21 protein-coding genes are annotated in these 21,755 nt (G+C 64.4%); 16 read left to right on the top strand and 5 right to left on the bottom strand.

What is annotated here, in order from left to right:
- Positions 1 to 91: 91 nt before the first annotated feature.
- The 5 genes from RCO24_RS04130 to RCO24_RS04110 all read left to right on the top strand — a co-directional run bounded on the left by RCO24_RS04130 (position 92) and on the right by RCO24_RS04110 (position 6,349).
- Complete coding sequence (locus RCO24_RS04130; protein WP_308960131.1) at positions 92 to 1,081, top strand: DUF1134 domain-containing protein; 990 nt, start codon at positions 92 to 94, stop codon at positions 1,079 to 1,081.
- Positions 1,082 to 1,387: 306 nt separating this feature from the next.
- Positions 1,388 to 2,914, top strand: coding sequence for a hypothetical protein (locus tag RCO24_RS04125; protein WP_308960130.1), 1,527 nt, complete (start codon positions 1,388 to 1,390; stop codon positions 2,912 to 2,914).
- A 210-nt stretch (positions 2,915 to 3,124) separates the two neighbouring features.
- On the top strand, positions 3,125 to 3,871 hold the full coding sequence (locus RCO24_RS04120) for a TSUP family transporter (RefSeq protein WP_308960129.1): 747 nt from the start codon (positions 3,125 to 3,127) through the stop codon (positions 3,869 to 3,871).
- 107 nt (positions 3,872 to 3,978) lie between these two features.
- Entirely contained in the window at positions 3,979 to 4,410 is a 432-nt protein-coding gene (locus tag RCO24_RS04115; RefSeq protein ID WP_308960128.1) for a sodium/substrate symporter small subunit, read from the top strand.
- Complete coding sequence (locus RCO24_RS04110; RefSeq protein WP_308960127.1) at positions 4,403 to 6,349, top strand: hypothetical protein; 1,947 nt, start codon at positions 4,403 to 4,405, stop codon at positions 6,347 to 6,349. The genes RCO24_RS04115 and RCO24_RS04110 overlap by 8 nt, the downstream gene beginning before the upstream one ends.
- Here the strand turns inward: RCO24_RS04110 and RCO24_RS04105 are convergent.
- A complete protein-coding gene (locus tag RCO24_RS04105; protein WP_308960126.1) occupies positions 6,340 to 7,260 on the bottom strand; it encodes an alpha/beta hydrolase in 921 nt (306 codons plus the stop codon). The two genes, RCO24_RS04110 and RCO24_RS04105, sit on opposite strands and share 10 nt — an antisense overlap.
- 73 nt (positions 7,261 to 7,333) lie before the next feature.
- Positions 7,334 to 9,532 carry a lytic transglycosylase domain-containing protein gene (locus RCO24_RS04100; RefSeq protein ID WP_308960125.1) on the bottom strand — a complete coding sequence of 733 codons (2,199 nt, stop codon included), beginning with the start codon at positions 9,530 to 9,532 and terminating at the stop codon, positions 7,334 to 7,336.
- A gap of 467 nt (positions 9,533 to 9,999) precedes the next feature.
- On the opposite strand from RCO24_RS04100, the gene dapA reads away from it, so the two are divergent.
- From dapA to RCO24_RS04080, 4 genes are read left to right on the top strand one after another with little or no spacing between them, the layout of a single operon-like run.
- Entirely contained in the window at positions 10,000 to 10,890 is an 891-nt protein-coding gene (dapA, locus tag RCO24_RS04095; protein WP_308960124.1) for a 4-hydroxy-tetrahydrodipicolinate synthase, read from the top strand.
- A 23-nt stretch (positions 10,891 to 10,913) separates the two neighbouring features.
- Positions 10,914 to 11,393, top strand: a complete 480-nt coding sequence (gene smpB, locus RCO24_RS04090) for an SsrA-binding protein SmpB (RefSeq protein WP_308960123.1) — start codon at positions 10,914 to 10,916, stop codon at positions 11,391 to 11,393.
- On the top strand, positions 11,393 to 11,980 hold the full coding sequence (locus RCO24_RS04085; protein WP_308960122.1) for a peroxiredoxin: 588 nt from the start codon (positions 11,393 to 11,395) through the stop codon (positions 11,978 to 11,980). The genes smpB and RCO24_RS04085 overlap by 1 nt, the downstream gene beginning before the upstream one ends.
- Positions 11,977 to 12,519, top strand: coding sequence for a peroxiredoxin (locus RCO24_RS04080; RefSeq protein WP_308960121.1), 543 nt, complete (start codon positions 11,977 to 11,979; stop codon positions 12,517 to 12,519). Before RCO24_RS04085 ends, RCO24_RS04080 begins: the two co-directional genes overlap by 4 nt.
- A 56-nt stretch (positions 12,520 to 12,575) precedes the next feature.
- On the opposite strand, the gene RCO24_RS04075 is transcribed toward RCO24_RS04080, so the two are convergent.
- The 3 genes from RCO24_RS04075 to RCO24_RS04065 all read right to left on the bottom strand — a co-directional run bounded on the left by RCO24_RS04075 (position 12,576) and on the right by RCO24_RS04065 (position 14,501).
- On the bottom strand, positions 12,576 to 12,995 hold the full coding sequence (locus RCO24_RS04075; protein ID WP_308960120.1) for a DUF3775 domain-containing protein: 420 nt from the start codon (positions 12,993 to 12,995) through the stop codon (positions 12,576 to 12,578).
- 101 nt (positions 12,996 to 13,096) lie between these two features.
- On the bottom strand, positions 13,097 to 13,774 hold the full coding sequence (locus RCO24_RS04070; RefSeq protein WP_308960119.1) for a uracil-DNA glycosylase: 678 nt from the start codon (positions 13,772 to 13,774) through the stop codon (positions 13,097 to 13,099).
- Between the two features lie 82 nt (positions 13,775 to 13,856).
- On the bottom strand, positions 13,857 to 14,501 hold the full coding sequence (locus RCO24_RS04065; protein ID WP_308960118.1) for an NYN domain-containing protein: 645 nt from the start codon (positions 14,499 to 14,501) through the stop codon (positions 13,857 to 13,859).
- 449 nt (positions 14,502 to 14,950) lie between these two features.
- Here RCO24_RS04065 and rpoZ point away from each other — a divergent pair, with 449 nt between their 5' ends.
- The 7 genes from rpoZ (at position 14,951) to era (ending at position 21,754) form a co-directional block, all read left to right on the top strand.
- A complete protein-coding gene (gene rpoZ, locus RCO24_RS04060; RefSeq protein ID WP_308960117.1) occupies positions 14,951 to 15,376 on the top strand; it encodes a DNA-directed RNA polymerase subunit omega in 426 nt (141 codons plus the stop codon).
- Positions 15,377 to 15,597: 221 nt separating this feature from the next.
- Positions 15,598 to 17,850 (top strand): bifunctional (p)ppGpp synthetase/guanosine-3',5'-bis(diphosphate) 3'-pyrophosphohydrolase, encoded by a 2,253-nt coding sequence (locus RCO24_RS04055; RefSeq protein WP_308960116.1) that lies wholly within the window; start codon positions 15,598 to 15,600, stop codon positions 17,848 to 17,850.
- Positions 17,851 to 17,942: 92 nt separating this feature from the next.
- Positions 17,943 to 18,722 (top strand): pyridoxine 5'-phosphate synthase, encoded by a 780-nt coding sequence (locus tag RCO24_RS04050; protein ID WP_308960115.1) that lies wholly within the window; start codon positions 17,943 to 17,945, stop codon positions 18,720 to 18,722.
- The gene (acpS, locus tag RCO24_RS04045) at positions 18,719 to 19,138 is read left to right on the top strand and encodes a holo-ACP synthase (protein WP_308960114.1); all 420 of its coding nucleotides are present in this window, start codon (positions 18,719 to 18,721) and stop codon (positions 19,136 to 19,138) included. Before RCO24_RS04050 ends, acpS begins: the two co-directional genes overlap by 4 nt.
- A 148-nt stretch (positions 19,139 to 19,286) precedes the next feature.
- Positions 19,287 to 20,063, top strand: a complete 777-nt coding sequence (gene lepB / locus RCO24_RS04040) for a signal peptidase I (protein WP_308960113.1) — start codon at positions 19,287 to 19,289, stop codon at positions 20,061 to 20,063.
- 49 nt (positions 20,064 to 20,112) lie between these two features.
- On the top strand, positions 20,113 to 20,820 hold the full coding sequence (gene rnc / locus RCO24_RS04035) for a ribonuclease III (protein WP_308960112.1): 708 nt from the start codon (positions 20,113 to 20,115) through the stop codon (positions 20,818 to 20,820).
- Positions 20,813 to 21,754, top strand: coding sequence for a GTPase Era (gene era / locus RCO24_RS04030; RefSeq protein WP_308960111.1), 942 nt, complete (start codon positions 20,813 to 20,815; stop codon positions 21,752 to 21,754). Before rnc ends, era begins: the two co-directional genes overlap by 8 nt.
- The last annotated feature ends 1 nt before the right edge of the window (position 21,755 follow it).

The following is a 21,755-nucleotide window of genomic DNA, read 5'->3' as shown; positions in this document are numbered from 1 at the left end:
CACTTTCGGGCAAGGATCTAATGGGGTTCGCTACGTCTCGGCGCTGAGGTCTGCGCCTCTATTCAACGAGACCCAAGGATTTCGAAAACCCATGATGATCTCGATTCGCTCGCGCCTTTTTCCGGCGCTTTCCGGAGCGGCACTCCTCGTTCTGTCCGCCATCTCCGCACACGCTCAAGACAACAATCCCTGGCAGTCCGATCCGCCCACCAACAACGGGTACGGCGACGGCTCGTCTTATTCCGGCGGGCGCAATGATGGCTACGCCAACCAGAACGACGCTTATTCTCAGGGCAACGGTGCCCGAGGCGGGTACTCGCAGGGCAACCGGGGCTACGGCGCCAACGATGCTTACGCGCCGAACCGCAGTGGCGGATATGGCGGCGGCAGCGGCGGAGACGCCTACGCGCCGAGTCGCGACGCGTATGCCGGCGGCAGCGATGCCTACTCTCCCACCCGCCAACGGCAGAACGACAGCTACAGCGATCCCGGCCAGCCCGCCAACAACGATGGCGGCGGCTATGGTGAGCCATATGCGCCACCGCAAGGCGACGGAGCGCCGTACCGCGAGGCTTACCCCCAGGGTGGCGGCGCGAGCCGGCACTACGAGCAGAACGAAATCATCGCGGCCGGACACGGCTTCTTTGGCGCCATCAGCCAGGGCCTTGCACAGGCCGTCGAATATGCCTTCAAGAGCCAGGGTCGCCCCAATGGCTATATTTTAGGCGAAGACGCGGGTGGTGCATTCGTGGTGGGGCTTCGCTACGGCGAAGGCCGTCTCTACACGAAGGATGCCGGAGATCACAAAGTGTTCTGGCAAGGCCCGTCGATGGGCTACGACGCGGGTGCCGAAGGCTCAAAGGCCATGGTCCTCGTCTACAACATGCACGATCCCTCGGAAATCTATAATAGATTCGGCGGTGTGCAGGGCGCGGCGTATCTCGTAGGTGGGCTTAGCGTGCAGTTCCAGAAATACGGGGAAGTAACGCTCGCCATCATCCGTTCGGGCGTCGGCTTACGCCTCGGCGCCAACGTGGGATATCTGAAGTATACCCGCACGCCGACGTGGAATCCTTTATAAGTGACCCAACGACCTGTTGCAGAGCAACGCTCTTGCGCTGGGCTCCGTGTGCGGCTTAGACCATGTTCACGTCAGGCCCTAAGTCTCTGACGTGTGAAATATGGGCCGGCGCCGCGCATGTGGGCCTTGTTGTTGAGCGGCGGGTTCGCTTTGTAAGTCAGCGTCACGGGGCCATGATGGCGTCAGACTGTTGCGGTCTGATGCGTCAGCGGTTTTGACCATTCGTTCTGATCAATGTGTCTTGCACCCATCCGCAAGACAACGAGCGGGAACTGAAATGAGAGGAGTGGCCCGGGAGATGCGCCGGTGATCACCATCCAGTCGGCCATGCTGGTGGCGCTCGGCTTTTTTACAGCTGGCCTCATCGGGTTTCTGGTGGCGCCGCTCTATGGCCGCCGCTCGGCGCGTATCGCGGCCCGCGAGCTGCGCGCGACGATGCCGTTGTCCTCCGCCGAAATCGCCGCCGACAAGGATCGCCTGCGCGCGACTTACGCGCTCACCATTCACAAGCTCGAACAGAAGGTTGAGAAAGCCGCGTACTCGGCCGCGAGGCAGCGGGTCGAGTTGAATCGGCGCGACGCGGGCATCAGCGAGCTGGAAGGCGAAGTCGAACGCCTGAGGGCTGCGCTCGAGGAGCATGAGAACGCCCGCCGAGTTCTCGAACAGACCATCGCTGACCGCATGCCGAAGGTCGAGTTCCGCCTCAACGAAACCAAGAAGCTTCTCTTCAATCGCGACCGCGAGATCGGCGACCTCACGCAGTCTTCGCAGCGCCAGATTCACGCCCTCGAGGAAGCGACCCAGATCAACGCGCAGCAGCGCGATGAAATCCACCGGCTCAACGCCACGCTTGCCGCCCGTGCGGCCCGCAACCGCGAATCCCTTGCCGATCCGCGTTTCGACGGCGAGGTCGCGCTCAGGTCCGAGATCGAGGCGCTGCGCACCAAGACGCGTGACCAGTCGGCCGTCATCAGCCGCTTGCAGAGTGCGCTATCGAATGCGAGCTCCCGCAACGACGCGGCGGCCCAGCCCGTTGAGGCTCAGAAGGCTTCAGCCAGCACAGCGTCTTCGACGCCTGTGGCTGCCCCCGTCGAGGATCACTCCGACGAAATCAACCGCCTGCGCCGCGATCTTATCGAAGCCGAAAACGCCTTGCGTTCGGCGCGCGGTATGGCGGAGGCCGGGCACGCCGGTCAGGCAGCTCTGGAATCGCAGATCCGGTCGCTGACGACCACCAACCAGGATCAGACGGCCGAGGTCGCGCGGCTGAAGGCGGCGCTCGCAACCTATGAGGCCGAGGATGTGGACGATCGCACCTTGAAGGAAAGCAAGGTGGCGATGCGCGCGCGTGTCAGCGCGCTGCAGGCACAGGCTGACGAACAGAACAGCACCATCCAGCGGCTGCGCTCCGAGATTGCCGCCGCCAACGAAAAGCTGGCGCGCCAGGCCGCTCACTTCATGGACGAGATGCGCCGGCTGGGCGCCGGCACGCTTCCGACGGGAGGCGCGCGCCGAGATACTACCGGCCGTCCGAAGCAGCCTCTTGTCGAGCGCATCAACGCGCCCCGGCCGTCTCCCCGCCCGGCACAGACTGCCGTTGGGCAGGCGCCGCGCCGGGAAGCCGGGGATGCAAGCCGTGTGACGGGTTTCCTGCGGGCCCTCGATGGTGCCGCGCCCACGGCGCCGGTCGCCCGTGAAGCCAATGGCAACGGCACCGAGCCGAACGGAACACCCCCGGTCTCCGCCGTCGCAAACGGAGATGCGCCCCAAAAAGCAGAACGCCGGGCCAGCCTCATCGAGCGAATTACCCGGGCAGAGAAACCTGTTGCCTAGCCTAGCGTTCTTGACAGTCGCGGGGTGCACACTCATTGTGCCTCGGACCGGGGTGAGGAGGGGCCAGCCCGCACCCGGAAAAAATCAAAATAGAGCCCAAGTCTAGGGAGATGCAGTTCGGGGTGGCGCCAACAGGCGCTACCCCGAATTTGATTTCCCGGCCCGCCATCGGGTCCGGATCCCCTGGCTGAGATTAAGCAGGAAAATCTCGTGGAGCTGGAGATCGTCTGTCTGCTCGTCGCGGCGGCGGTGTGCGCCGGGTTCGTCGACGCGATCGCGGGTGGCGGCGGCTTGCTGACACTGCCCGCTCTGCTGATGGCCGGCCTGCCGCCGGCCGAGGCGATCGCCACCAACAAGCTGCAGGGCACGTTCGGCGTCGCTGCGTCGAGCTTCGCATTCTGGCGCGCAGGCCACATCGATTTTGCAGAGTTGGCGCCGGCAGTGGCGGCTGCGGCGGCGGGCGCGGTCCTCGGTAGCCTCGCCGTGCAATGGATCGATCCGGCCTGGCTGCGCCGCGCCGTCCCGGTCATTCTTCTCGTGGTCGCCGCCTACTTTGCGTTCGCCCCGCAGCTCGGCAGCGGGGATCGCAAGGCCCGGCTCGGCCGGACAGCCTTTGCGCTCGGTGCCGCTCTACCCATCGGGGCCTACGATGGCTTCTTGGGGCCAGGCACCGGCTCGATGCTGCTGATCGCGTTCATCGCGCTTTACGGGGCCGACCTGATGGCGGCCATCGCCGGTACGAAACTGCTGAACTTCACTTCGAATATCGTGTCCCTCGCGGTCTTTGCGGCGGTGGGCAACGTGAATTACCGGGTGGGACTGGCAATGGCGGCCGGGCAGATCCTGGGGGCTCAGCTCGGCGCGCGCGCCGCCATGGTCCACGGTGCGCCTTTGATCCGCCCTCTCGTCGTCGTCGTTTCGATAGCGATTGCGGTCAGCCTCATTCTGCGAGGATAGTCGCCGGACTGCCAAAAGGCCGGTTTATCGAAGCGGCCGGTCTATCGATGGGGCCAGTCGTCTATCGATCGGGTATGTGGGTTGCGCGTACGGGGAGGGTAGGGGAGATGATCGAAATCGTCCTCGGGCTGCTGCTGCTGGCAGGGGCCGTTATCGTTGTGATGGGCGCCGGCGACACGCTGGGCCTCTCCAATATCGATTTCTTCCCGCTGCTCGGCTACGGCGGCACCGCTTTCATCCTGGCGCTCGGCATCCTGCTGATTGCGGCCGGGCTTTCGCGCCGCGCCATGAAGCGCCACCACGCGCGCCGCCACACGTTGCGTTCGGCGCGTCTGACCACCGCAGCCCTGCTGTTGGTTGCGTGCCTGACGGCGGGTCTATTGCTGGCCTCCGAACCATTCAACCTCCTGCGCGTCGACGGCTTGCCGCTTGGATATTACCTCGCCGCCCAAGGCGGGCTGATCGGTCTCGTGATCCTCGCCTTCGTCTGGGCCGCGCGCCAGAACCGGATTGACCTCGAGGGAGGCGATCATGAGTGATGTGCTTGCTGGACCCGAGGGGGCGGTCGCGGACGCACCTGTCTCGGAAGGATCGGGATCGCTGATCCTCGCCGGCATCTCGACCGCCGGGATCGCGGCCCCCGCAGTCCTTCTGCTGTCGCTGCCCGGGCTCGTGTTCGTGGCCGGGTTCGATCATCTGGCGTACGGCTTGGGCCTGCTCGCGGGCGTCGTTCTCGCAGGACTTCTGATCGCGCCGCGTATGCGGCGGGCGGGGGGCGCGACGATCACCGACGCGCTCTTTCGAAGGTTCGGCAGGGCGACGGCCATCCTCGCGGCTATCGTCATCGTGTTTGTCGTGCTGCCGATGCTGGCGGTCGAGTTCACGTTTATCGGCCTGCTGGCGGAAACGGGATTGGGTCTGCCGCTGATCGTGGCGCTCGGGGGCGCCTTCGTGTTGAGCGCTGCGGGCGCAACGCTGCTTACCGACCGCGCCTTCCGTTGGCTTTCCGTGCTTGCTTACCTGCTTCTGGCTGCGAGCCTGCTGGTGCCGCTCGTGCTGCTGGCGCTGAAGGCGCACGGGCTCGGAGTGCCGCACTTCGCGGTGCCCGAGACGCTGACGTCCATCGCCACGCTCGAAGAAAAACTGGTCGAAAACGGGCTCGTCGATTTCGATACCTTCAGCGTGCACGCAAAGCCGTTCGCGCGCCTCACCGGGCTCGATCTCTTCGCGCTCCTCGTTTCTGTCGTGCTGGGAGTGGCGGTGCTTCCGCATCTCACCGCCACGCTCGCCGCCGGAACGCGCCGCTCCGCGATCCGCCTCTCCGGCGCCTGGACCGCGCTGTTCGTGATGCTGTTGCTGCTCACTGTTCCCGCGCTCGCCGCTTACGCCAAGCTCGCGATCTACAACGCAGTCGCCGACGGCACACCGCTCGCATCCCTGCCGGCTTGGCTCGAGGCGCCGCTCAAGGCTGGCGTCGCCCATGTTCATGGCACTTCGCTCGCCATGCTCGATGCGGTCGCCAAAGCGGTGGGCGCCGGCGTCGAGGATCCATCGGCAATCGCCGATCGCCTTGCCCTGCATGCATTCGATCTGGAAGAGCGTTGGCGCGCGCTTGCTCCCGAAACGCAGGAAGCCGTCGCAGCTGCGGCGCGTGCGATCACTGCGGGCCAGGTGACCGCATGGGAAGCCTATGTTTCGACGGTGCTGCCCGCCGCGGCAACCGCCGCCGGCAATGAAGCCGCAACGCTGAGCCAGGCGGCGCTCGTCATCGAGCCCGCAGGCTTGCTGCTCGCGCTGCCCGCCCTCTCCGGCGTGCCGGGCGTGGGCGCGGTGTTGTTCATAGCCGGCCTGCTGGTGGCGGCGATCGTCGCCGTGGTCGCGCAGGTTCGCGGTCTCATGACCATCGCGAACATCGATACGGATGTGTCGCGAAAAGGCCGCCCGTTGCTTGTCTCTATCCTCGTGTTGGCCGTGGTCGCGCTGGCTGCCGGAACGGCGATGCTGAGGCCGCACGATCTGGTCGAGATCATCGTTGCTTCGCTGTCGCTTGCTGCTGCCGGACTGTTTCCCGTATTGGCGCTCGGGCTTGCGTGGCGCCGCGCCACCGCGGCAGGCGCCGTCTTGGCCATTTTGGTCGGAGCCGGCGTGACGCTCTACTACGACATCGGCATTCAGGTGGCTCCGGCTGCGTTCTACCGGACCTGGGCGCCGCTCTCGAACGCGAGCGAATCCGCAATCGAGGAGTTCGACGCGCTCGAAACCGAGGCCAGTGAAGGCGAAAGCGACGAGGCGAAGGCAACGGCCCTTGCGTCGCTCGAAACGCTGGCGCGGGGAACCGCGACGCGGGCCGGCCTCGCCAATTGGCTCGGCATCGACAGCGCGTCAGGCGGGGTGTTCGGGCTCCCGCTCGGCCTTGCCGTGCTTGTCCTGGTGAGCCTGCTCACGTCTCGTAGGCGCGCGCGCGACGCTCAGCCGTAGGCCAGACGCGGCTGCCGCTCGGAGGTTTCGGATGCGGCCAGGAAGTTTGCGATCTGATCGATCGTCTCCTGGTCTCTGAGCAATGGTGCATGGCCCTGGCCGGGCACCACGAAGGACGAGAACGCGGGATGGCGGCGGCGCATTTCCTCGACGGTCTCGGCCGAGAGGATGTCGGAGGTCTCTCCGCGCAGAACCAGCACAGGTACGCGCTTCAGCGCCTCGAACTGCGGCCATAGCGCCGGGATTGGCCCGTCGAGCACGGAGAGCGCGTTCGAAAGCTCAGGATCATAGCCGGGCGCCGGCCGCCCCTTGTGTTCGTTGAACCACTGCTTCGCGACTTCGATCCACTCGCCGACTGGGACGGCGGGAAACGCACGCCGGCTCATGTCGTGAACGAGGCTACCGGCCTCGGCCCACGAGCCCGGCAGTGGAATGCGCCCGACATAGGCGGAGATCCGCCCGAGGCCCTTCTGCTCGATGACGGGGCCGATGTCGTTGAGAACCACCGGTCCCACCGCGCAAGGTTGTGCGGCCGCCATGACCATTGCGATGAGCCCGCCGCGCGAGGTGCCGATGATCGACGCGTTCTGAATGCCCGCGACGATCATGAAGTCGAGCACGTCCAGCATCTCGATCGGAACCGCATAGTTGGTCCAGTCGGGATCGGACTCCGAAAGCCCCCGCCCGCGATAGTCGAAGGTGTAGACGTCGCGCGGCCCGTCTGCGCGTTGCGAAAGCGCTTCCGCGATCACGTTGAAGTCGCGGCAATTGCGCGTGAGGCCAGCGAGGCAGAGCACCGGCCGGCGCACGGTGCCGTCATGGAACGCGGCCGGATAGTGCCGCCCATAGAGCCGCAGCCCGTCGCGGGTCGTGAAATAGATGTCTCGAAACGCCTGGCTATCACGCGTCATGACCAAACAACCCCACTGAAAGAAGTCACAACGAAGCCGCCCAGCCTCGTCGCGAACGCAACCCAAAATGCTCCTACCCGTCCGACCGCGCCCCCGCGGCCGTCGGCGGATGGCGCGCCGCCATCCGCGCTCTGATGAGATCCTCGTCAAGTCTGAGCGCGGCAGCTTCTTCGCCGAGCCGCGCCCGGTAGATTTGAATGTTCGCGAGCACCTTCGCCACGTATTCGCGCGTTTCCTGGATCGGAATGCGTTCGATCCAGTCGATCGGATCGACCTTCGGATTACGCGGGTCGCCGAATTCCCGGATCCACTGGCGTGCGCGCCCCGGCCCGGCATTGTAGCCCGCGAGCGTCAGAATGTAGGACCCCGAAAACTCCTCCATGCGATCGCCGACATAAGCCGACGCCATCATCGCGTTGTAGGACGGGTCGGTCAGCAGCCGGTTGATGTCGCACTTGATCTTGTAGTCTTGGCAGACGTGCTTGGCCGTCACGGTCATGACCTGCAGCAGACCCTTGGCGCCGGCGCCGGAGACGATCAGCGTGTTGAACTCCGTCTCCTGACGCGCAAGGCCCAGCAGGAACGCCGTCTCTGGCGGCTTGCGCAGCGGTTTGTAGGCCGGGAACGGATGCACCGGATAGGCGTAGTAATAGAGGTTCTGCCCGCGCGCGATCGCATACTTGGCCGCGCGGACGGCCGATTGCGTGTCGCCGATTGCTTCCGCGAGATGCGCGACCATCGCGCTCTCGCCTTCGGATTTCGCGTATTGGCGGAGCTGCACGAGGAAGCTGCGCGGGATGCTGATGTCGAGTCCCGCGCTCTTGGCGATGACGACGGCCTTGGCCGCATCGAGACTGACGAACCGCTTGATCTCGTCGGCGGTTGGCTCGGCAGGCGGCGAGGTCGTGATCGCAAGCCGCCCCGGTTCGAGCTTCTGGCGAGCGAGAAGCCCATGGAAGGTATCGGGGTCGGCAAGCGCCTGCCGGTAGAATTCGTTGGCCGCGGCTTTGTCGCCGCGCGCTTCCGCCGTGCGACCCAGCCAGTAGCGCGCTTTCGCCCGGCTCAAGGGGCCGTCGGCGGATTTGTTCATCGCCAGGAAATGCCGCTCGGCCGCTTTGGTGTCCTTGAGGTAACGAAGCGCGAGCCAGCCGGCCATGAAAGCCTGATCCTTGGCGGGATTGGCGCCGAGCGGGCCGGCCTCGCGCACGAGCTCGTAGGCGAGCTTGGGCTTGTTGGCCTTCAACGCCTCATAGGCATTCGCGCGCCGCTCGATCCACCAGTCGTCGGGCGAGACGATCAGGGCTTCTTCGGTGGGCGCGCCGAGGAGAAGCTTGGCGGCTTCCTCGGTTTTGCCCCCACGCCGAAGCGCCTGGATGCGATGGAACGTGAGGCCCCAGTCCGGCACGCCTTCGGCCGGGAAAGCCTCGATGCCCTTGCGCGCGCCGTTCGAGCCGAGAAACACCGCGAGACGTGCTTCGGCCTTTTTCTGCTCTCCGGCCGGCAGCAGCGGGATTACCCGGCGAACGATGGCGGCCCGCGCCGATTTCTCGCCTTGCCAGCGTATGTCGTCCATCAAAAGCCGGTCGAGCCGCCATTTGTGATCCGCGGCCGTCAGCAGCGATCCGAACCGGGTGAGGAACCCGCCTTCGAGGTTCGCCGGGATCATCTTCTCGCGCCACGCCTTGGCCGCTAGCCGCCGGGCTTCGTTGGTGTTGTCCTCGGCCAGATAGGCGGAAGCGAGCGCCGCATAGCCGACACCGCTCACGGGCTCGCGTTCGACGAAATAGGACCTGATCTCGCCCGAGCTGCCGCCCTGGACGAACAGGGCCTCTTCGAGCTTCTGCGTGAGCGTGGTCCTATCCGCCCAGGCCGGATTCGCATCGAGGAAGGCGCGATACTCAGCCGGCGTGCCGAGCCCCTTGCGCAGGCGAACCCAGTCGACCAGCTTGCGCGCTGTCGCGTCCTTGATTGCGCCTTTGAAAGCGTTGGCCTTCTCCACGTCGCCGCCGCCCGACGAGAGCGCCTTGACGGCGTCCCGCAGACCCTGTGAATCGCCCGCGCTCAGCGAATAAGAGCTCAACGGCGCGATCGCGGAATCGAGCCGGGCCGTATGCGCGCGCTCGCCCTGAGAGGGCTTGGCCGGCTTCGGAAGCTCGGGGTGGCCCGTTTCAGGGCCACGGGTCGCGATCTTGGTGGGTGCTTTTGCGTCCTTGGCCGTTTTGGCGGGATCGGCTTGGGTAGGGCCGGCGGCTAGCCCGGCAGCCGAAAGCAAGACGAGGAGCCCTCGGCTGGCGGTGGATAAGCCGCTGCGCCTGATGTCTCGTTTCCAGTTCTGTCCCGTCACGCTTTTCCTCGCCGCGGCGCCACGAATGCGCCGGTTAGATCCCCGGCTGCGCCGGAAGAAATTCAAGTGTGATAGGCAGTTGCAGCTTCTTTTTGGCCCCTATGAGGCATAACCCGCCTGGCACGACGATCGCACGTAACCCCTGCTGCGACCTCGGGCGGCCCTGGCTTGCAGGCAGCCGCCTGAGCGCATAATGTCCACCATCCCAGCCGCAATGAGGCCGTGGTCGACACGGGCGAATACGGGAGAGGGTACAAATTCGGGCGCGCGCGTTCAAGGTATCCCACTCGCACAAGGCGGAGGTTTGCGGCGGATAAAGCCGTGGACATCATAAGACAACGATTGTGCCGAGCGCGTTCCCGTGCCGGCGGCAATCCAGGACATCGAGAGAGCGCATGTTCACAGGCTCCATCACGGCGCTGATTACGCCGTTCAAGAACGGCTCGTTGGACGAGGAGGCGCTGCGCCGCTTCGTCGATTGGCAGATCACCGAAGGCACCCACGGCCTGGTTCCGACCGGGACCACCGGCGAAAGCCCAACTTTGAATTTCGACGAGCATAAGCGCGTGATCGACATCACGATCGAGACCGCGCGCGGCCGTGTGCCGGTTATCGCTGGCACGGGATCGAACTCGACCGACGAGGCGATCGATCTGTCGATGCATGCCGAAAAGTCCGGCGCCGACGGTATCCTGATCGTGAACCCCTACTACAACAAGCCGACCCAGGAAGGCCTCTACCAGCACTTCAAGGCCATCAACGATAAGGTCGGTATTCCGATCGTGATCTACAACATCCCGAGCCGCACCAACGTCGACATGTCGGTCGAGACGATGGCGCGCGTCTACGAGCTGAAGAACGTCGTCGGCGTGAAGGATGCGACGGCCAATCTGGCCCGCGTCTCCCAGCAGCGTGTTGCCATGGGCCCCGAGTTCAACCAGCTCTCCGGCGAGGACGCGACGGCGCTCGGCTTCACGGCGCACGGCGGGCATGGCTGCATTTCGGTTGCTTCGAACGTTGCCCCACGCCTTTGCGCGGAATTCCAGAACGCGCTGATGAAGGGAGACTTCGCCGGTGCGCTGAAGCAGCAGGACCGGCTGATGCCGCTGTTCGACGCCATGTTCGTCGAGACCAACCCGGGCCCCGTGAAGTACGCGGCTTCGCGCCTCGGCCTTTGCTCGGCGGAAATGCGCCTGCCGCTCACGCCCGTCACCGAGCAGACGAAGAAAGCCGTGGATGCGGTGCTGGTCAAGGTCGGCCTTCTTCAGGCAGCCGCCGCCGAATAGCCGAGCACAGGACAAAAACAACAATGTCGGCCAAGAAGGACGACGGCCGGCGGATCGTTTCCGAGAACCGCAAGGCCCGCCACGAATACTTCATCACCGATTCCTGGGAAGCCGGCATCGAGCTCAAGGGCACCGAAGTCAAGAGCCTGCGCACGGGCCAAGCCAACATCGGCGAAAGCTATGCGTCGTTCGAGGATGACGGCAGCTTCTGTCTGATCAACGCTTACATCCCGGAGTATCAGGAAGCCGGCCGCTTCTTTCAGCACGAGCCGCGCCGCAAGCGCCGCCTTCTGCTGCACAAAAGCGAGCTTGCGAAGCTATTCCAGGCCGTCGTGCGCAAGGGCATGACCATCGTGCCGCTCGAGCTGTACTTCAACGAGAAGGGCCGCGCGAAGCTCAAGCTCGCGCTCGCCGAGGGCAAGAAGCTGCACGACAAGCGCGAAACCGCAGCCAAGCGCGATTGGAACCGCCAGAAAGCCCGCATCATGCGCGAGAAGGGCTGATGGCCGATCCCGGCAATTTGCTCGAGATCGATTGGTCCAGGCTGCCGGTGCCGACGAACGACGGCGCCGCGCACCATCTCGAAGGCGCACCCCTGGCCGACGTCGCGCTCCCGTCGAGCGCAGGCGGCAAGATCTCGCTCGCAAAGCTTCCCGGCCGGACGGTGCTCTTCATCTATCCCATGACCGGCACGCCGGGCGTGGCACTGCCCGACGGCTGGGACGCGATCCCTGGCGCGCGCGGGTGCACGCCGCACACCTGCGCATTCCGGGATCTTCATGCCGATCTCGAAGCTGCCGGCGCGGCTCAGGTGTTCGGCCTCTCGACGCAAACTCTGGCCGAGCAGCAGGCGACGGTCGAACGCCTGCACTTGCCGTTCCCGTTGCTGTCCGATGATGCGCTGGGCCTCACGCGTGCGATGTCGCTTCCGTCCATGGACGTCGGCGGCAAAACCATGATCAAGCGCTTGGCGTTGATCCTCGACGACGGCGTGATCGTGAAGGTGTTCTATCCCGTGTTTCCGCCTGACCGGAATGCCGGCGATGTGCTGGCTTGGCTGCGCGCGAACCCGCGGAGGCTGGGCACATGACCGCATGGCCTTATCCCGCTCCGGGAGACGACGGAGAAGCGCGCCATCTCGCAACCGGGCTCTCGCTTCCCGACATCGCACGAAGTGCGACCAGCGGCTCGCCCGTGAACCTCGCGAACCTCGCTGGAAGGTGGGTGGTCTTCGTCTATCCCTGGACGGGCCGGCCGGGCCTCGCCAATCCGCCGGGCTGGGACGACATCCCCGGCGCCCATGGCTCGACGCCCGAGGCCGAAGGCTTTCGCGATCACTACGAGACGTTCCGCGCTGCGGGTTTCGACGTGCTCGGCATCAGCGGCCAGACAACCGCCGATCAGCAGGAGTTCGCGAACCGGATGCGCCTCCCGTTTCCGCTGCTGTCAGATGCGGACGGGCGCTTGCGGGAGGCTCTTCGCTTGCCGGCGTTCGAAACCGGTGGGGTGGTCTACCTGAAGCGGCTGACTTTCGTGCTCCGTGACGGCGCGATCGAGCGTGTGGTCTATCCCGTGCACCCGCCGCATACCCACGCCGCCGATCTTCTCGCGACGTTACACGCTCGCTAGCGACTGCGATGTCGGCTGGATTGCCGGCCAGCCCGCTGCCTCCTGCCCGCTGCCTCCTAAAGCACATCGTCCTCGATATCGCCGGCCGAGAAGCCGAGCTTCTCGAGCCCTTCCTCGAGATAATCCGAAAGCAGCGGCAAGCCGAGAAGATAGGCGGCCGTCGAGTTCACCTTCTCGGAGCGGGCTGTCTCGACGGCCTCTGCGAACTCTTCCGTCTCGAACGTTCCGCGGCCGATCCACGCGAGGGCCACCAGATGCGCCTGCTCATCGTCGTTGAGCGCGTCGATGAACCCGGCGATTTCCGCCAGCGTCGGATCGTTGGAAAGGTCCTCGAGAATCGAGCTCGGGTTCTCGTCCGCGTCTCCGTCCTCTGCCGTGTTGTCCCAGGCGCCCACCTTGGCATCGTATTCGCGCGCCTTGATGATGACGTGGGCCACCTTTTCGGGCGCGATTTCCAGCGGAGCGTCGGCTGCCATAAGGTTTGTCTCCTGAGGGCGAGGAAGCCTGTTGCAGGCGGATGATAAGCAATGGGTGGCAAAGGTTGAAGGGGCGATAACGCAAGAACCTGCGCAAGGTACTAGGGCGAAAGCCCGTCAAGATAGGCCCGAACATCGCGAAAAACGTCGTGAAACATCTCGGTCGTGAGTCGCTTCGTGTTGGTGTTGAGCCGCGAGCAATGCAGGCTGTCGAAGATCGCAAGCCCGTCCGGCGATGTGTGGCGCGCGGCGTGCTTGAACGGATAAGACGTTTTACGGAGGGCAAGCGTCGTCAAGGTTTGATCGTGCGCAATCCGCCCCAAGAGCACCATCGCCTCGAGCTTTGGCAGCGCCGCCAGACGCGCTTTGAAAAAGCCGCGGCAGGTATGGACCTCCTCCGGCAGCGGCTTGTTCTCGGGGGGGACGCAGCGCACGGCGTTGGTGATCATGCAGTCGACGAGCGTGAGCCCATCCTTGGGGTCGGCTTTGTAAGTCCCGCGAGCGAAACCGAAAGCGAGCAGTGTCGAGTAGAGGAGGTCGCCCGCGTAGTCGCCGGTAAAGGGGCGCCCCGTGCGGTTGGCCCCGCGCAATCCAGGCGCCAGCCCGACGATCAGCAGCCTCGCATTCGGGCTACCGAACGAGGGGACCGGGTTGTTGAACCAGGTAGGCTCTTTCTGGGCTGCCTGCTCGCGGAACGCGACCAGCCGCGGGCACAGCGGACAGTTCCGCGGCGCTTCAGGTGCAAAATCGGACGAAGGGAGGGAGGGAGCGCGGGCCATGGCTGACGGAAAGGATAGTCGAACGGCCCCGAAAACGCATCACACGGCAACCGGAGTGTCCGCTTGCCGTGTGTCGAATGGCCTAGACTTCTTCTTGCGAGAGGTCGTCGTTGTCGTGATAGGCGTGGCTCTCGCGGTGAGAATGGGAGGGTGCGACGCGCCCGGATGATGCGCGTGAGTCCCGCCCGACCCGGGTCGTCGCGTCGCGGCCGATCAGCTGTTCGAGATCGGCGAGGTCGACGAACTGATCCGCTTGGCGGCGCAATTCGTCAGCGACCATGGCCGGCTGGGTCTGCAGCGTCGAAACGACGCTGACCCGCTTGCCCTTCTGCTGAAGCGCGGCAACCAGCCCGCGGAAATCCCCGTCGCCCGAGAAAAGAACGATGTGGTCGAGGGTATCGGCGAGCCGCATGGCATCGACAGCAAGCTCGATGTCCATATTGCCCTTAACTTTGCGCCGGCCGGACGCATCGGTGAATTCCTTGGTCGGCTTCGTTACCATGGTGAAGCCATTGTAATCGAGCCAGTCGATCAGTGGGCGGATCGACGAATACTCCTGATCTTCCGAAAGCGCCGTGTAGTAAAGCGCTCTGACCAGATGCGACTTCTGGCGGAAGAGTGCGAGCAGCCGCTTATAATCTACGTCAAATCCCAAAGCCTTTGATGTGGCGTATAAATTGGCGCCATCAATAAAAAGAGCAACACGTTCACCCTGGTAAAAGTGCATTTTCTATGTTCCTTGAACAAACCGGGCCTAGAGGCACCTGCTGCGCGCCGGCAACGGCAAGATCGCGGCAAAATCAATCTCGCTCAGGGCAGTAGTGTAATCTTCGGCATCAGGAAGATTAAGCGCATTCTGTCATGAATGGCAGCCCGCTGGTGGAAAAAATTTCCCCAAGCTATTTTGCGCCGCAGTTCGTGGTGCCCGCGCGCCTCGAAACTTTCTATTTGCTAAACGTGAGATGGTGGCAACTTACTATTTTGCAATTGTTGCGGTGTCATTCTGTCCCGGTTGAGGTTGTCGCATGCCTTGATCGGCCTCAACTCGGCTTGCTCGCTGGCCATTTTCATGCCAGTTAAGCAGGCTGAAGCGGCGTGTCGAGCCCGGGTCAGGGCTACGGCAGCTAATCGGATTCATTCCGCATCATGAGCGAGACGAGAGAGGGGTGCTAGAGAATGGCACGCGTCACAGTCGAGGATTGCGTCGACAAGGTACCGAACCGTTTTGAGCTGGTCCTTCTGGCTGCTCATCGCGCGCGTTCGATTGCCAACGGCAGCGCGATCACCATCGATCCCGATAACGACAAGAACCCAGTGGTGGCCTTGCGCGAAATCGCCGAGCGGACCGTTCCGCCGGAGGACATGCGCGAATCCCTGATCCACTCGATCCAGAAGAACGTCGAGGTGGACGAGCCGGAAGCGGCAGCCGCCCCGGTTCTTCCGCAGGAACGCCGCAGCCCGATCCTCGGCCGCGACGAGCAGTCGTCCGACACCCAGGTCGACGTGCTCACCGAAGAGCAGTTGTTGCGCGGTCTCGAGAGCATGACGCCGTCGGAGCCCTCCTCCAACGGCAGCGGCGGCCCGCGCGAGCGCGGTCGCTGAGCTTCTTGCGGAACGCACCTGCTTTCGCCTGACCCTGCGCCAGGCGCCTTCGGGCAGGTCTTGTTCCGGACCGCGATGGCGGAGCCATGCTGCTCCCCATCGACATCCGGGACGGGCGTCGGTTCGTCGTAGCAAACGCGACCAGATCAAAAGACGGGAGCGCCCTGTCCTGCTTGGCAGGCCCGGGGGCTCTAACCCGACGCCGGGAGTGTGTGCGACCCATGATGCGTCAGTACGAGCTCGTCGAGCGAGTACAGAAGTATGATCCGACTGCGGACGAGGCGTTGCTCAATCGCGCCTATGTTTACGCCATGCGCGCGCATGGGTCCCAGAAACGTGCCTCGGGCGCCCCCTATTTCTCCCACCCCCTCGAAGTTGCGGCGATCCTGACCGATCTCAAGCTCGACGACGCCACCATCGTCACCGCGCTGCTGCATGACGTCATCGAGGACACCGACGCCACCCGCGCCGAGATCGACCAGTTGTTCGGGCCCGAGATCGGCGCGCTGGTGGACGGCCTCACCAAGATCAAGCGTCTCGATCTCGTGTCGAAGAAGGCCGAGCAGGCCGAGAACTTCCGCAAGCTCCTGATCGCGATTTCGAGCGACATCCGCGTTCTGCTCGTCAAGCTCGCCGACCGCCTCCACAATATGCGCACCCTCGAGCACATGAAGCCCGAGAGCCGCAAGCGCAACTCCGAGGAGACGCTCGAGATCTATGCGCCGCTCGCCGGCCGCATGGGCATGCAGGCGCTGCGCGACGAGCTGGAGGAGCACGCCTTCCGCTGGCTCAACCCGGAAGCCTACAAGACGGTAACCGAGAAGCTCGAAGAGCTGCGCACCAAGAACGAGGGGCTGGTCGAGGAGATCGCCGTCGCACTGCGCAAGATGCTTGCCGATGTCGGGATCGACGTCGAGGTCTCCGGCCGCGAGAAGAAGCCCTACTCCGTCTGGAGTAAGATGGCCAACAAGCAGATCAGCCTCGAGCAGCTGTCGGACATCTATGCATTCCGCGTCGTGGTCGACACCATCGACGACTGCTATCGCGTCCTCGGCGTCGCCCACACCACGTGGCGCACGGTGCCGGGCCGCTTCAAGGACTACATCTCGACCCCGAAGCAGAACAACTACCAGTCGATCCACACGACTGTCGTCGGCCCGCGCCATCAGCGCGTCGAGCTGCAGATCCGCACCCGCGCGATGCACAACGTGGCCGAGTACGGCGTTGCGGCACACGCCGTCTATAAGGATGGCCAGAAGCTCAACGGCGGCTCCGGCAAAGCCCTGGTTTTCACCGACAAGGAAAGCGGGCCCTATCAGTGGCTGCGTCGCCTGGTCGAGACGCTGCTCGAAGGCTCCAATCCGGAAGAGTTCCTGGAGCACACCAAGCTCGAGCTGTTCCAGGATCAGGTCTTCTGCTTCTCGCCGAAGGGGCGTCTGATTGCGCTTCCGCGCGGCGCGACACCGCTCGATTTCGCCTACGCCGTACACACCGATGTCGGCAACGCCGCCGTCGGCGCGTACGTCAACGGCCGCCACGTGCCGATCGACACCCGTCTCCGCAACGGCGACGAGGTCGAGATCCAGACCTCCAAGACGCACACGCCGCCGGCAGCCTGGGAAAGCCTCGCCGTGACGGGGCGCGCCCGCTCCGCCATCCGCCGCGCCGCGCGCGATGCCATCCGCCGTCAGTATGCCGAGCTCGGCCGCCGCCTGTTGATCTCCACTTTCGAGCGCATCGGAGAATCCTACTCCGACGAACGCCTGAAGAAAGTGCTGCCGCGGCTCTCCTACAAGAGCCTTGAGGATGCGCTTGCGGCCGTTGCGCGCAACGAAGTCAAGATCGAGGACGTTCTCAGGGCCATCGCTCCGGAGTTGGCCGCTGCTGCCGCGCGCCCGCCGCAGCGTGCGGAAGAGACCACCAAGGCATCGAAGGGTTGGCTGAGTTTGACCCGGGCCGCTTCCAACAAATTTAGTCTCGGTGGCTCCCACGAAGCCGATGCCGCATCTGCAACGACCACCGGTCGTGTTCGCGGCATTCCGATCCGCGGTGTCCGCAACGACATGCCGGTGCTGTTCGAAGCCGGCGGCGCCGTGCCGGGAGATCGCATCGTCGGCGTGCTGGCACCGGGCGAGGGTATCCGCGTCTTCCAGATCTCGTCGCCCCGCCTGCAGGAATACGAGCATGAGCGCTGGATCGACGTGGCCTGGGACGTCGACCCGGAAAATCCGGAGCGTTTTCCGGCCCTCATCAGCGTCACGGCCCCAAATCAGCCGGGCACGCTCGCCGAGATCGCCAATGTCATCGGCCAGGCTGGCGGCAACATCGACAACCTCAAGATGATCCGGCGTGCCTCCGATTTCACCGAGCTGCGCATCGGCCTGGAGGTCTGGGACCTGCAGCACTTGAACCAGATCATCAACGGTCTCAAGGCGAAAGCTGTGGTCAGCAAGGTCGAACGTGTGTTTGAATGATGAGCCTTGCCGGCCTCCGTCGGCCGGGGGGTTTAACCAGGGCCGCAGGCCCCAAAATAAGCACCACGAACAAGCAGCCAGGGTGAAGGGAAATGACGCGAGGTCAGCACGGCAGCATTCGGCTGGGCGTGAACATAGATCACGTCGCGACGATCCGTAACGCACGGGGCGGGCGCCATCCCGATCCGTTGCGCGCAGCCCACCTCGCGGTCGAGGCTGGCGCCGACGGCATCACGGCCCACCTGCGCGAGGACCGTCGCCACATCTCCGATACCGACATCGCGCGCCTCAAATCCGAGCTCACCCGCCCGCTCAACCTCGAGATGGCGGCAACACCCGAGATGCTGCGCATCGCACTCCGCCATGTGCCGAACGCGTGCTGCCTGGTCCCTGAGCGGCGTGAGGAGCGCACCACCGAAGGCGGGCTCGACGTCGTGGGGCAGAAGAAATCGCTCGCGCCCGTCGTGTCCGATCTGAAAGCCGCAGGCATCCGTGTCTCGCTTTTCATCGAGCCGGATATCCGCGCCATAGAAGCCTCCGCCGAACTTGGCGCCGACATCGTCGAGCTGCACACCGGTCGCTATTGCGACTACGCCGCCGATGACGATGCGAAAGGCGCGGCCGCCGAGATCGAGCGGTTGGCAAAAGGCGCGACGGTCGCCGATAAGCTTGGCCTCGAGGTTCACGCCGGTCACGGCCTGACGTTTAACACCGTCGCGCCGCTCGCCCGCATGCCCGAGGTCGTCGAACTCAACATCGGCCACTTCCTCATTGGCGAGGCCATCTTCGGTGGCCTCAACGCGGCCGTGCGGAGGATGCGCTTCCTGATGGACGAGGCGCGGGCCAAGGTGTCCACGCGGGTCAGCGCGTGATCATCGGGCTCGGCAACGATCTCATCGATATCCGCCGCATCGAGGTGACGCTCCAGCGCTTCGGCGATCGCTTTCTGGAACGGGTCTTTACCGACATCGAGCGCGCCAAGTCTGACCGGCGTGCCAACCGGGCCGCCTCTTACGCCAAGCGCTTTGCCGCCAAGGAAGCCTGCGCCAAGGCGCTCGGCACCGGGTTTCACGCGGGGGTTTACTGGCGCGACATGGGCGTCATCAATCTGCCGTCTGGGCGTCCGACGCTGACCTTGACGGGTGGTGCAGCGCAGCAATTGCTCCGGATTACGCCCCCGGGCATGACCGCGCGCATTGACCTCACCTTGACCGATGATTTTCCATTGGCGGAGGCTGTTGTCATCATTTCCGCTATCCCGGCCGGCAACGGCCGGGAGGTGGGTTAGAGGGCGGTCTCCAAGGGGGTGTTGCGGCGGCAGGTTCGGGCATGGCGGCACCACGCCGCACCCAATTTGCACGTTGCACGCTTAGTCGTTATAGCGAGCAAGGTTTTACAATGTGTCGACCCAGCCTTGCGGGGCTAAGGAGCAGGAGATGAGCCTGGAAACGAACTCCAAGGCCAATGCGGGCAGCTGGTCTGAGACCGCGAAGATCGTCGTGCAGGCCTTGGCCATCGCGATGGTCGTGCGCGTGTTCTTCTTTCAGCCGTTCAATATTCCCTCGGGCTCCATGAAGTCGACGCTTCTGATCGGCGACTACCTGTTCGTCTCGAAGCTGTCCTACGGTTACAGCCGCTTCTCGTTCCCCTTCAGCCCGCACCTGTTCTCGGGTCGCGTATTCGCCGCCGAGCCGAAGCGCGGCGACGTGGCCGTCTTCCGCCTGCCGCAGGATGAATCGCTCGACTACATCAAGCGCGTGATCGGCCTGCCCGGCGACGAAGTCCAGATGAAGAGCGGCATCCTCTACATCAACGGCAAGCCGATCCCGAAGGTGTACAAGGACGAATTCGCCAACAAGGAATGCGATCAGTATTTCCGCCACTGCCGCAACGTCGTTTACAAGCGCTACGAGGAAACCCTGCCGGAAGGCCTCACCTATACGGTGCTCGACCTTGAGCCCGAGGGCGACTTCGACACCACGGAAGTCTTCAAGGTTCCGCCCGGCCACTATTTCATGATGGGTGACAACCGCGACAACTCCGCCGACAGCCGCGCGTCTGTTGGTTACGTGCCGTTCGAGAATCTGATCGGCCGGGCGGAGGTCATTTTCTTCTCGGCCGCCGTCGATGATCCCGAAGCCATGCGTTGGCTCTCACCCTGGACTTGGCCCTTCGATATTCGTTGGAACCGGTTCTTTAATCTCGTTCGTTGAGAAATGTATTGGATGCGCGGCTCGGGAACCTGAGCCCGGAAACGGCTCGATGTTCAAAGCCCGCAAGTACAAAGAGCTTGAGAAGAAGCTCGGCTACCGCTTCAAGAACGAAGCGCTGCTGACGCGTGCGCTGACGCACGCGAGCCTGCGCGGCTCGAAGAAGGTCCGCGAGGACAACGAGCGCCTTGAGTTCGTCGGAGACCGCGTCCTTGGCCTCGCCATCGTGGAATTGCTCTGGGAGACTTATCCGGTCGCGACCGAAGGCGAGCTGGCGCGTCATCTGAACCGGCTGGTGCGCGGCGAGACCTGCGCCAAAGTCGGCCGCGCGCTTGCGCTTGGCGACTTTCTGATGCTGTCCGACAGCGAGGCCGGCAGTGGCGGCCGCCTCAAGGCGACAATCCTGGCGGACGCGGTCGAAGCCGTGCTGGGCGCTATTTTTCTGGAGGCCGGCTTCAACAAGGCCCGCGACGTCGTCCGCAGACTGTGGGAGAACGAGGAGGTCTCGTTCGGCCACGCTGCCGCCGATCCCAAATCCGCTCTTCAGGAGTGGGCGCAGGGGCAAGGGCTGCAGCTCCCGGCTTATGTCGAGGTGGAGCGGACCGGGCCCGATCATGCGCCGCGCTTTACCTCCGAGGTTCGGATCAAGGGCAAGGCCCCGGCACGTGGCGAAGGGGCATCCAAACGCGCGGCCGAGCAGGCCGCCGCAACCGCTCTGCTCGAGCGGGAAGGTGTGATGGAGAAGCGCGAAATTGGCTGATGAACCGAAGCGCGACGCAACGCCGGAAGCGCAAAGCCCGCATCGCTGCGGCGTGATTGCGATCATCGGCGCGCCCAATGCAGGCAAGTCGACGCTGGTCAACGCGCTCGTCGGCGCCAAGGTCACCATCATCTCGCGCAAGGTTCAGACCACGCGCATCCAGATCCGCGGCATCGCCATGGCAGGCGCGAGCCAGCTCGTGCTCATCGACACGCCCGGCATCTTTGCCCCGAAGCGCAAGCTCGACAAGGCGATGGTCGCGAGCGCTTGGGCCGGTGCCGCCGACGCCGATCAGATCCTGGTGCTGGTCGATGCCGCCAAGGGGCTCGACGAGGACGTGGAGCGCTTGTTGGAGCGGCTGGCCGGACAGTCGAAAAAAGCGATCCTGGTTCTGAACAAGGTCGACCGCGTCGAGGACAAGGCGCGTCTGCTGGCGCTGGTGCAGGATCTCTCGCCGCGCATCGCATTCGAGCGCGTGTTCATGATCGCGGCGCTGACCGGCGATGGCGTGGCCGAGTTGAAGCGCTATCTCGCCGAGCGCGTGCCGGAAGGCCCGTGGCTCTATCCCGAGGATGAGCTGTCCGACATCCCCGTGCGCCAGCTCGCCGCCGAGGTCACGCGCGAGAAGATCTACAACTACCTGCACGACGAGCTACCCTACCAGATCACCGTCGAAACCGAATCCTGGAAGACGCTGCGCGACAAGTCGGTGCGCGTCGAGCAGGTGATTTACGTCGAGCGCGATAGCCAGAAAAGCATCGTCCTCGGCAAGGGCGGTCAGACCATCAAGAAGATCTCGCAGGCGTCTCGCACCGAGCTGACCGAAATCGTGGGCGAGCCCGTGCATCTCTTCCTGTTCGTGAAGGTGCGCGAGAACTGGGGCCAGGATCCCGAGCGTTATCGCGAAATGGGGCTTGAATTCCCGGAGGACTGAG

It is taken from the genome of Hyphomicrobium sp. LHD-15, assembly GCF_031157355.1.
In the GTDB taxonomy this organism is placed as follows: Bacteria; Pseudomonadota; Alphaproteobacteria; order Rhizobiales; family Hyphomicrobiaceae; genus Hyphomicrobium_C.
Note: the sequence above shows the minus strand (reverse complement) of the source record. Positions and strands in the feature narration are given on the sequence as shown.

What these genes read in the sequence shown, in the direction of transcription:
- lepB (WP_308960113.1), top strand. Translation starts at nt 19,287, where the DNA reads ATGAGCCTGGAAACGAACTCCAAGGCCAATGCGGGCAGCTGGTCTGAG.
- smpB (WP_308960123.1), top strand. Translation starts at nt 10,914, where the DNA reads ATGTCGGCCAAGAAGGACGACGGCCGGCGGATCGTTTCCGAGAACCGC.
- rpoZ (WP_308960117.1), top strand. Translation starts at nt 14,951, where the DNA reads ATGGCACGCGTCACAGTCGAGGATTGCGTCGACAAGGTACCGAACCGT.
- RCO24_RS04075 (WP_308960120.1), bottom strand. Translation starts at nt 12,995, where the DNA reads ATGGCAGCCGACGCTCCGCTGGAAATCGCGCCCGAAAAGGTGGCCCAC.
- RCO24_RS04050 (WP_308960115.1), top strand. Translation starts at nt 17,943, where the DNA reads ATGACGCGAGGTCAGCACGGCAGCATTCGGCTGGGCGTGAACATAGAT.
- RCO24_RS04110 (WP_308960127.1), top strand. Translation starts at nt 4,403, where the DNA reads ATGAGTGATGTGCTTGCTGGACCCGAGGGGGCGGTCGCGGACGCACCT.
- RCO24_RS04115 (WP_308960128.1), top strand. Translation starts at nt 3,979, where the DNA reads ATGATCGAAATCGTCCTCGGGCTGCTGCTGCTGGCAGGGGCCGTTATC.
- RCO24_RS04130 (WP_308960131.1), top strand. Translation starts at nt 92, where the DNA reads ATGATGATCTCGATTCGCTCGCGCCTTTTTCCGGCGCTTTCCGGAGCG.
- rnc (WP_308960112.1), top strand. Translation starts at nt 20,113, where the DNA reads ATGTTCAAAGCCCGCAAGTACAAAGAGCTTGAGAAGAAGCTCGGCTAC.
- dapA (WP_308960124.1), top strand. Translation starts at nt 10,000, where the DNA reads ATGTTCACAGGCTCCATCACGGCGCTGATTACGCCGTTCAAGAACGGC.
- RCO24_RS04085 (WP_308960122.1), top strand. Translation starts at nt 11,393, where the DNA reads ATGGCCGATCCCGGCAATTTGCTCGAGATCGATTGGTCCAGGCTGCCG.
- RCO24_RS04080 (WP_308960121.1), top strand. Translation starts at nt 11,977, where the DNA reads ATGACCGCATGGCCTTATCCCGCTCCGGGAGACGACGGAGAAGCGCGC.
- RCO24_RS04105 (WP_308960126.1), bottom strand. Translation starts at nt 7,260, where the DNA reads ATGACGCGTGATAGCCAGGCGTTTCGAGACATCTATTTCACGACCCGC.
- RCO24_RS04055 (WP_308960116.1), top strand. Translation starts at nt 15,598, where the DNA reads ATGATGCGTCAGTACGAGCTCGTCGAGCGAGTACAGAAGTATGATCCG.
- RCO24_RS04065 (WP_308960118.1), bottom strand. Translation starts at nt 14,501, where the DNA reads ATGCACTTTTACCAGGGTGAACGTGTTGCTCTTTTTATTGATGGCGCC.
- RCO24_RS04070 (WP_308960119.1), bottom strand. Translation starts at nt 13,774, where the DNA reads ATGGCCCGCGCTCCCTCCCTCCCTTCGTCCGATTTTGCACCTGAAGCG.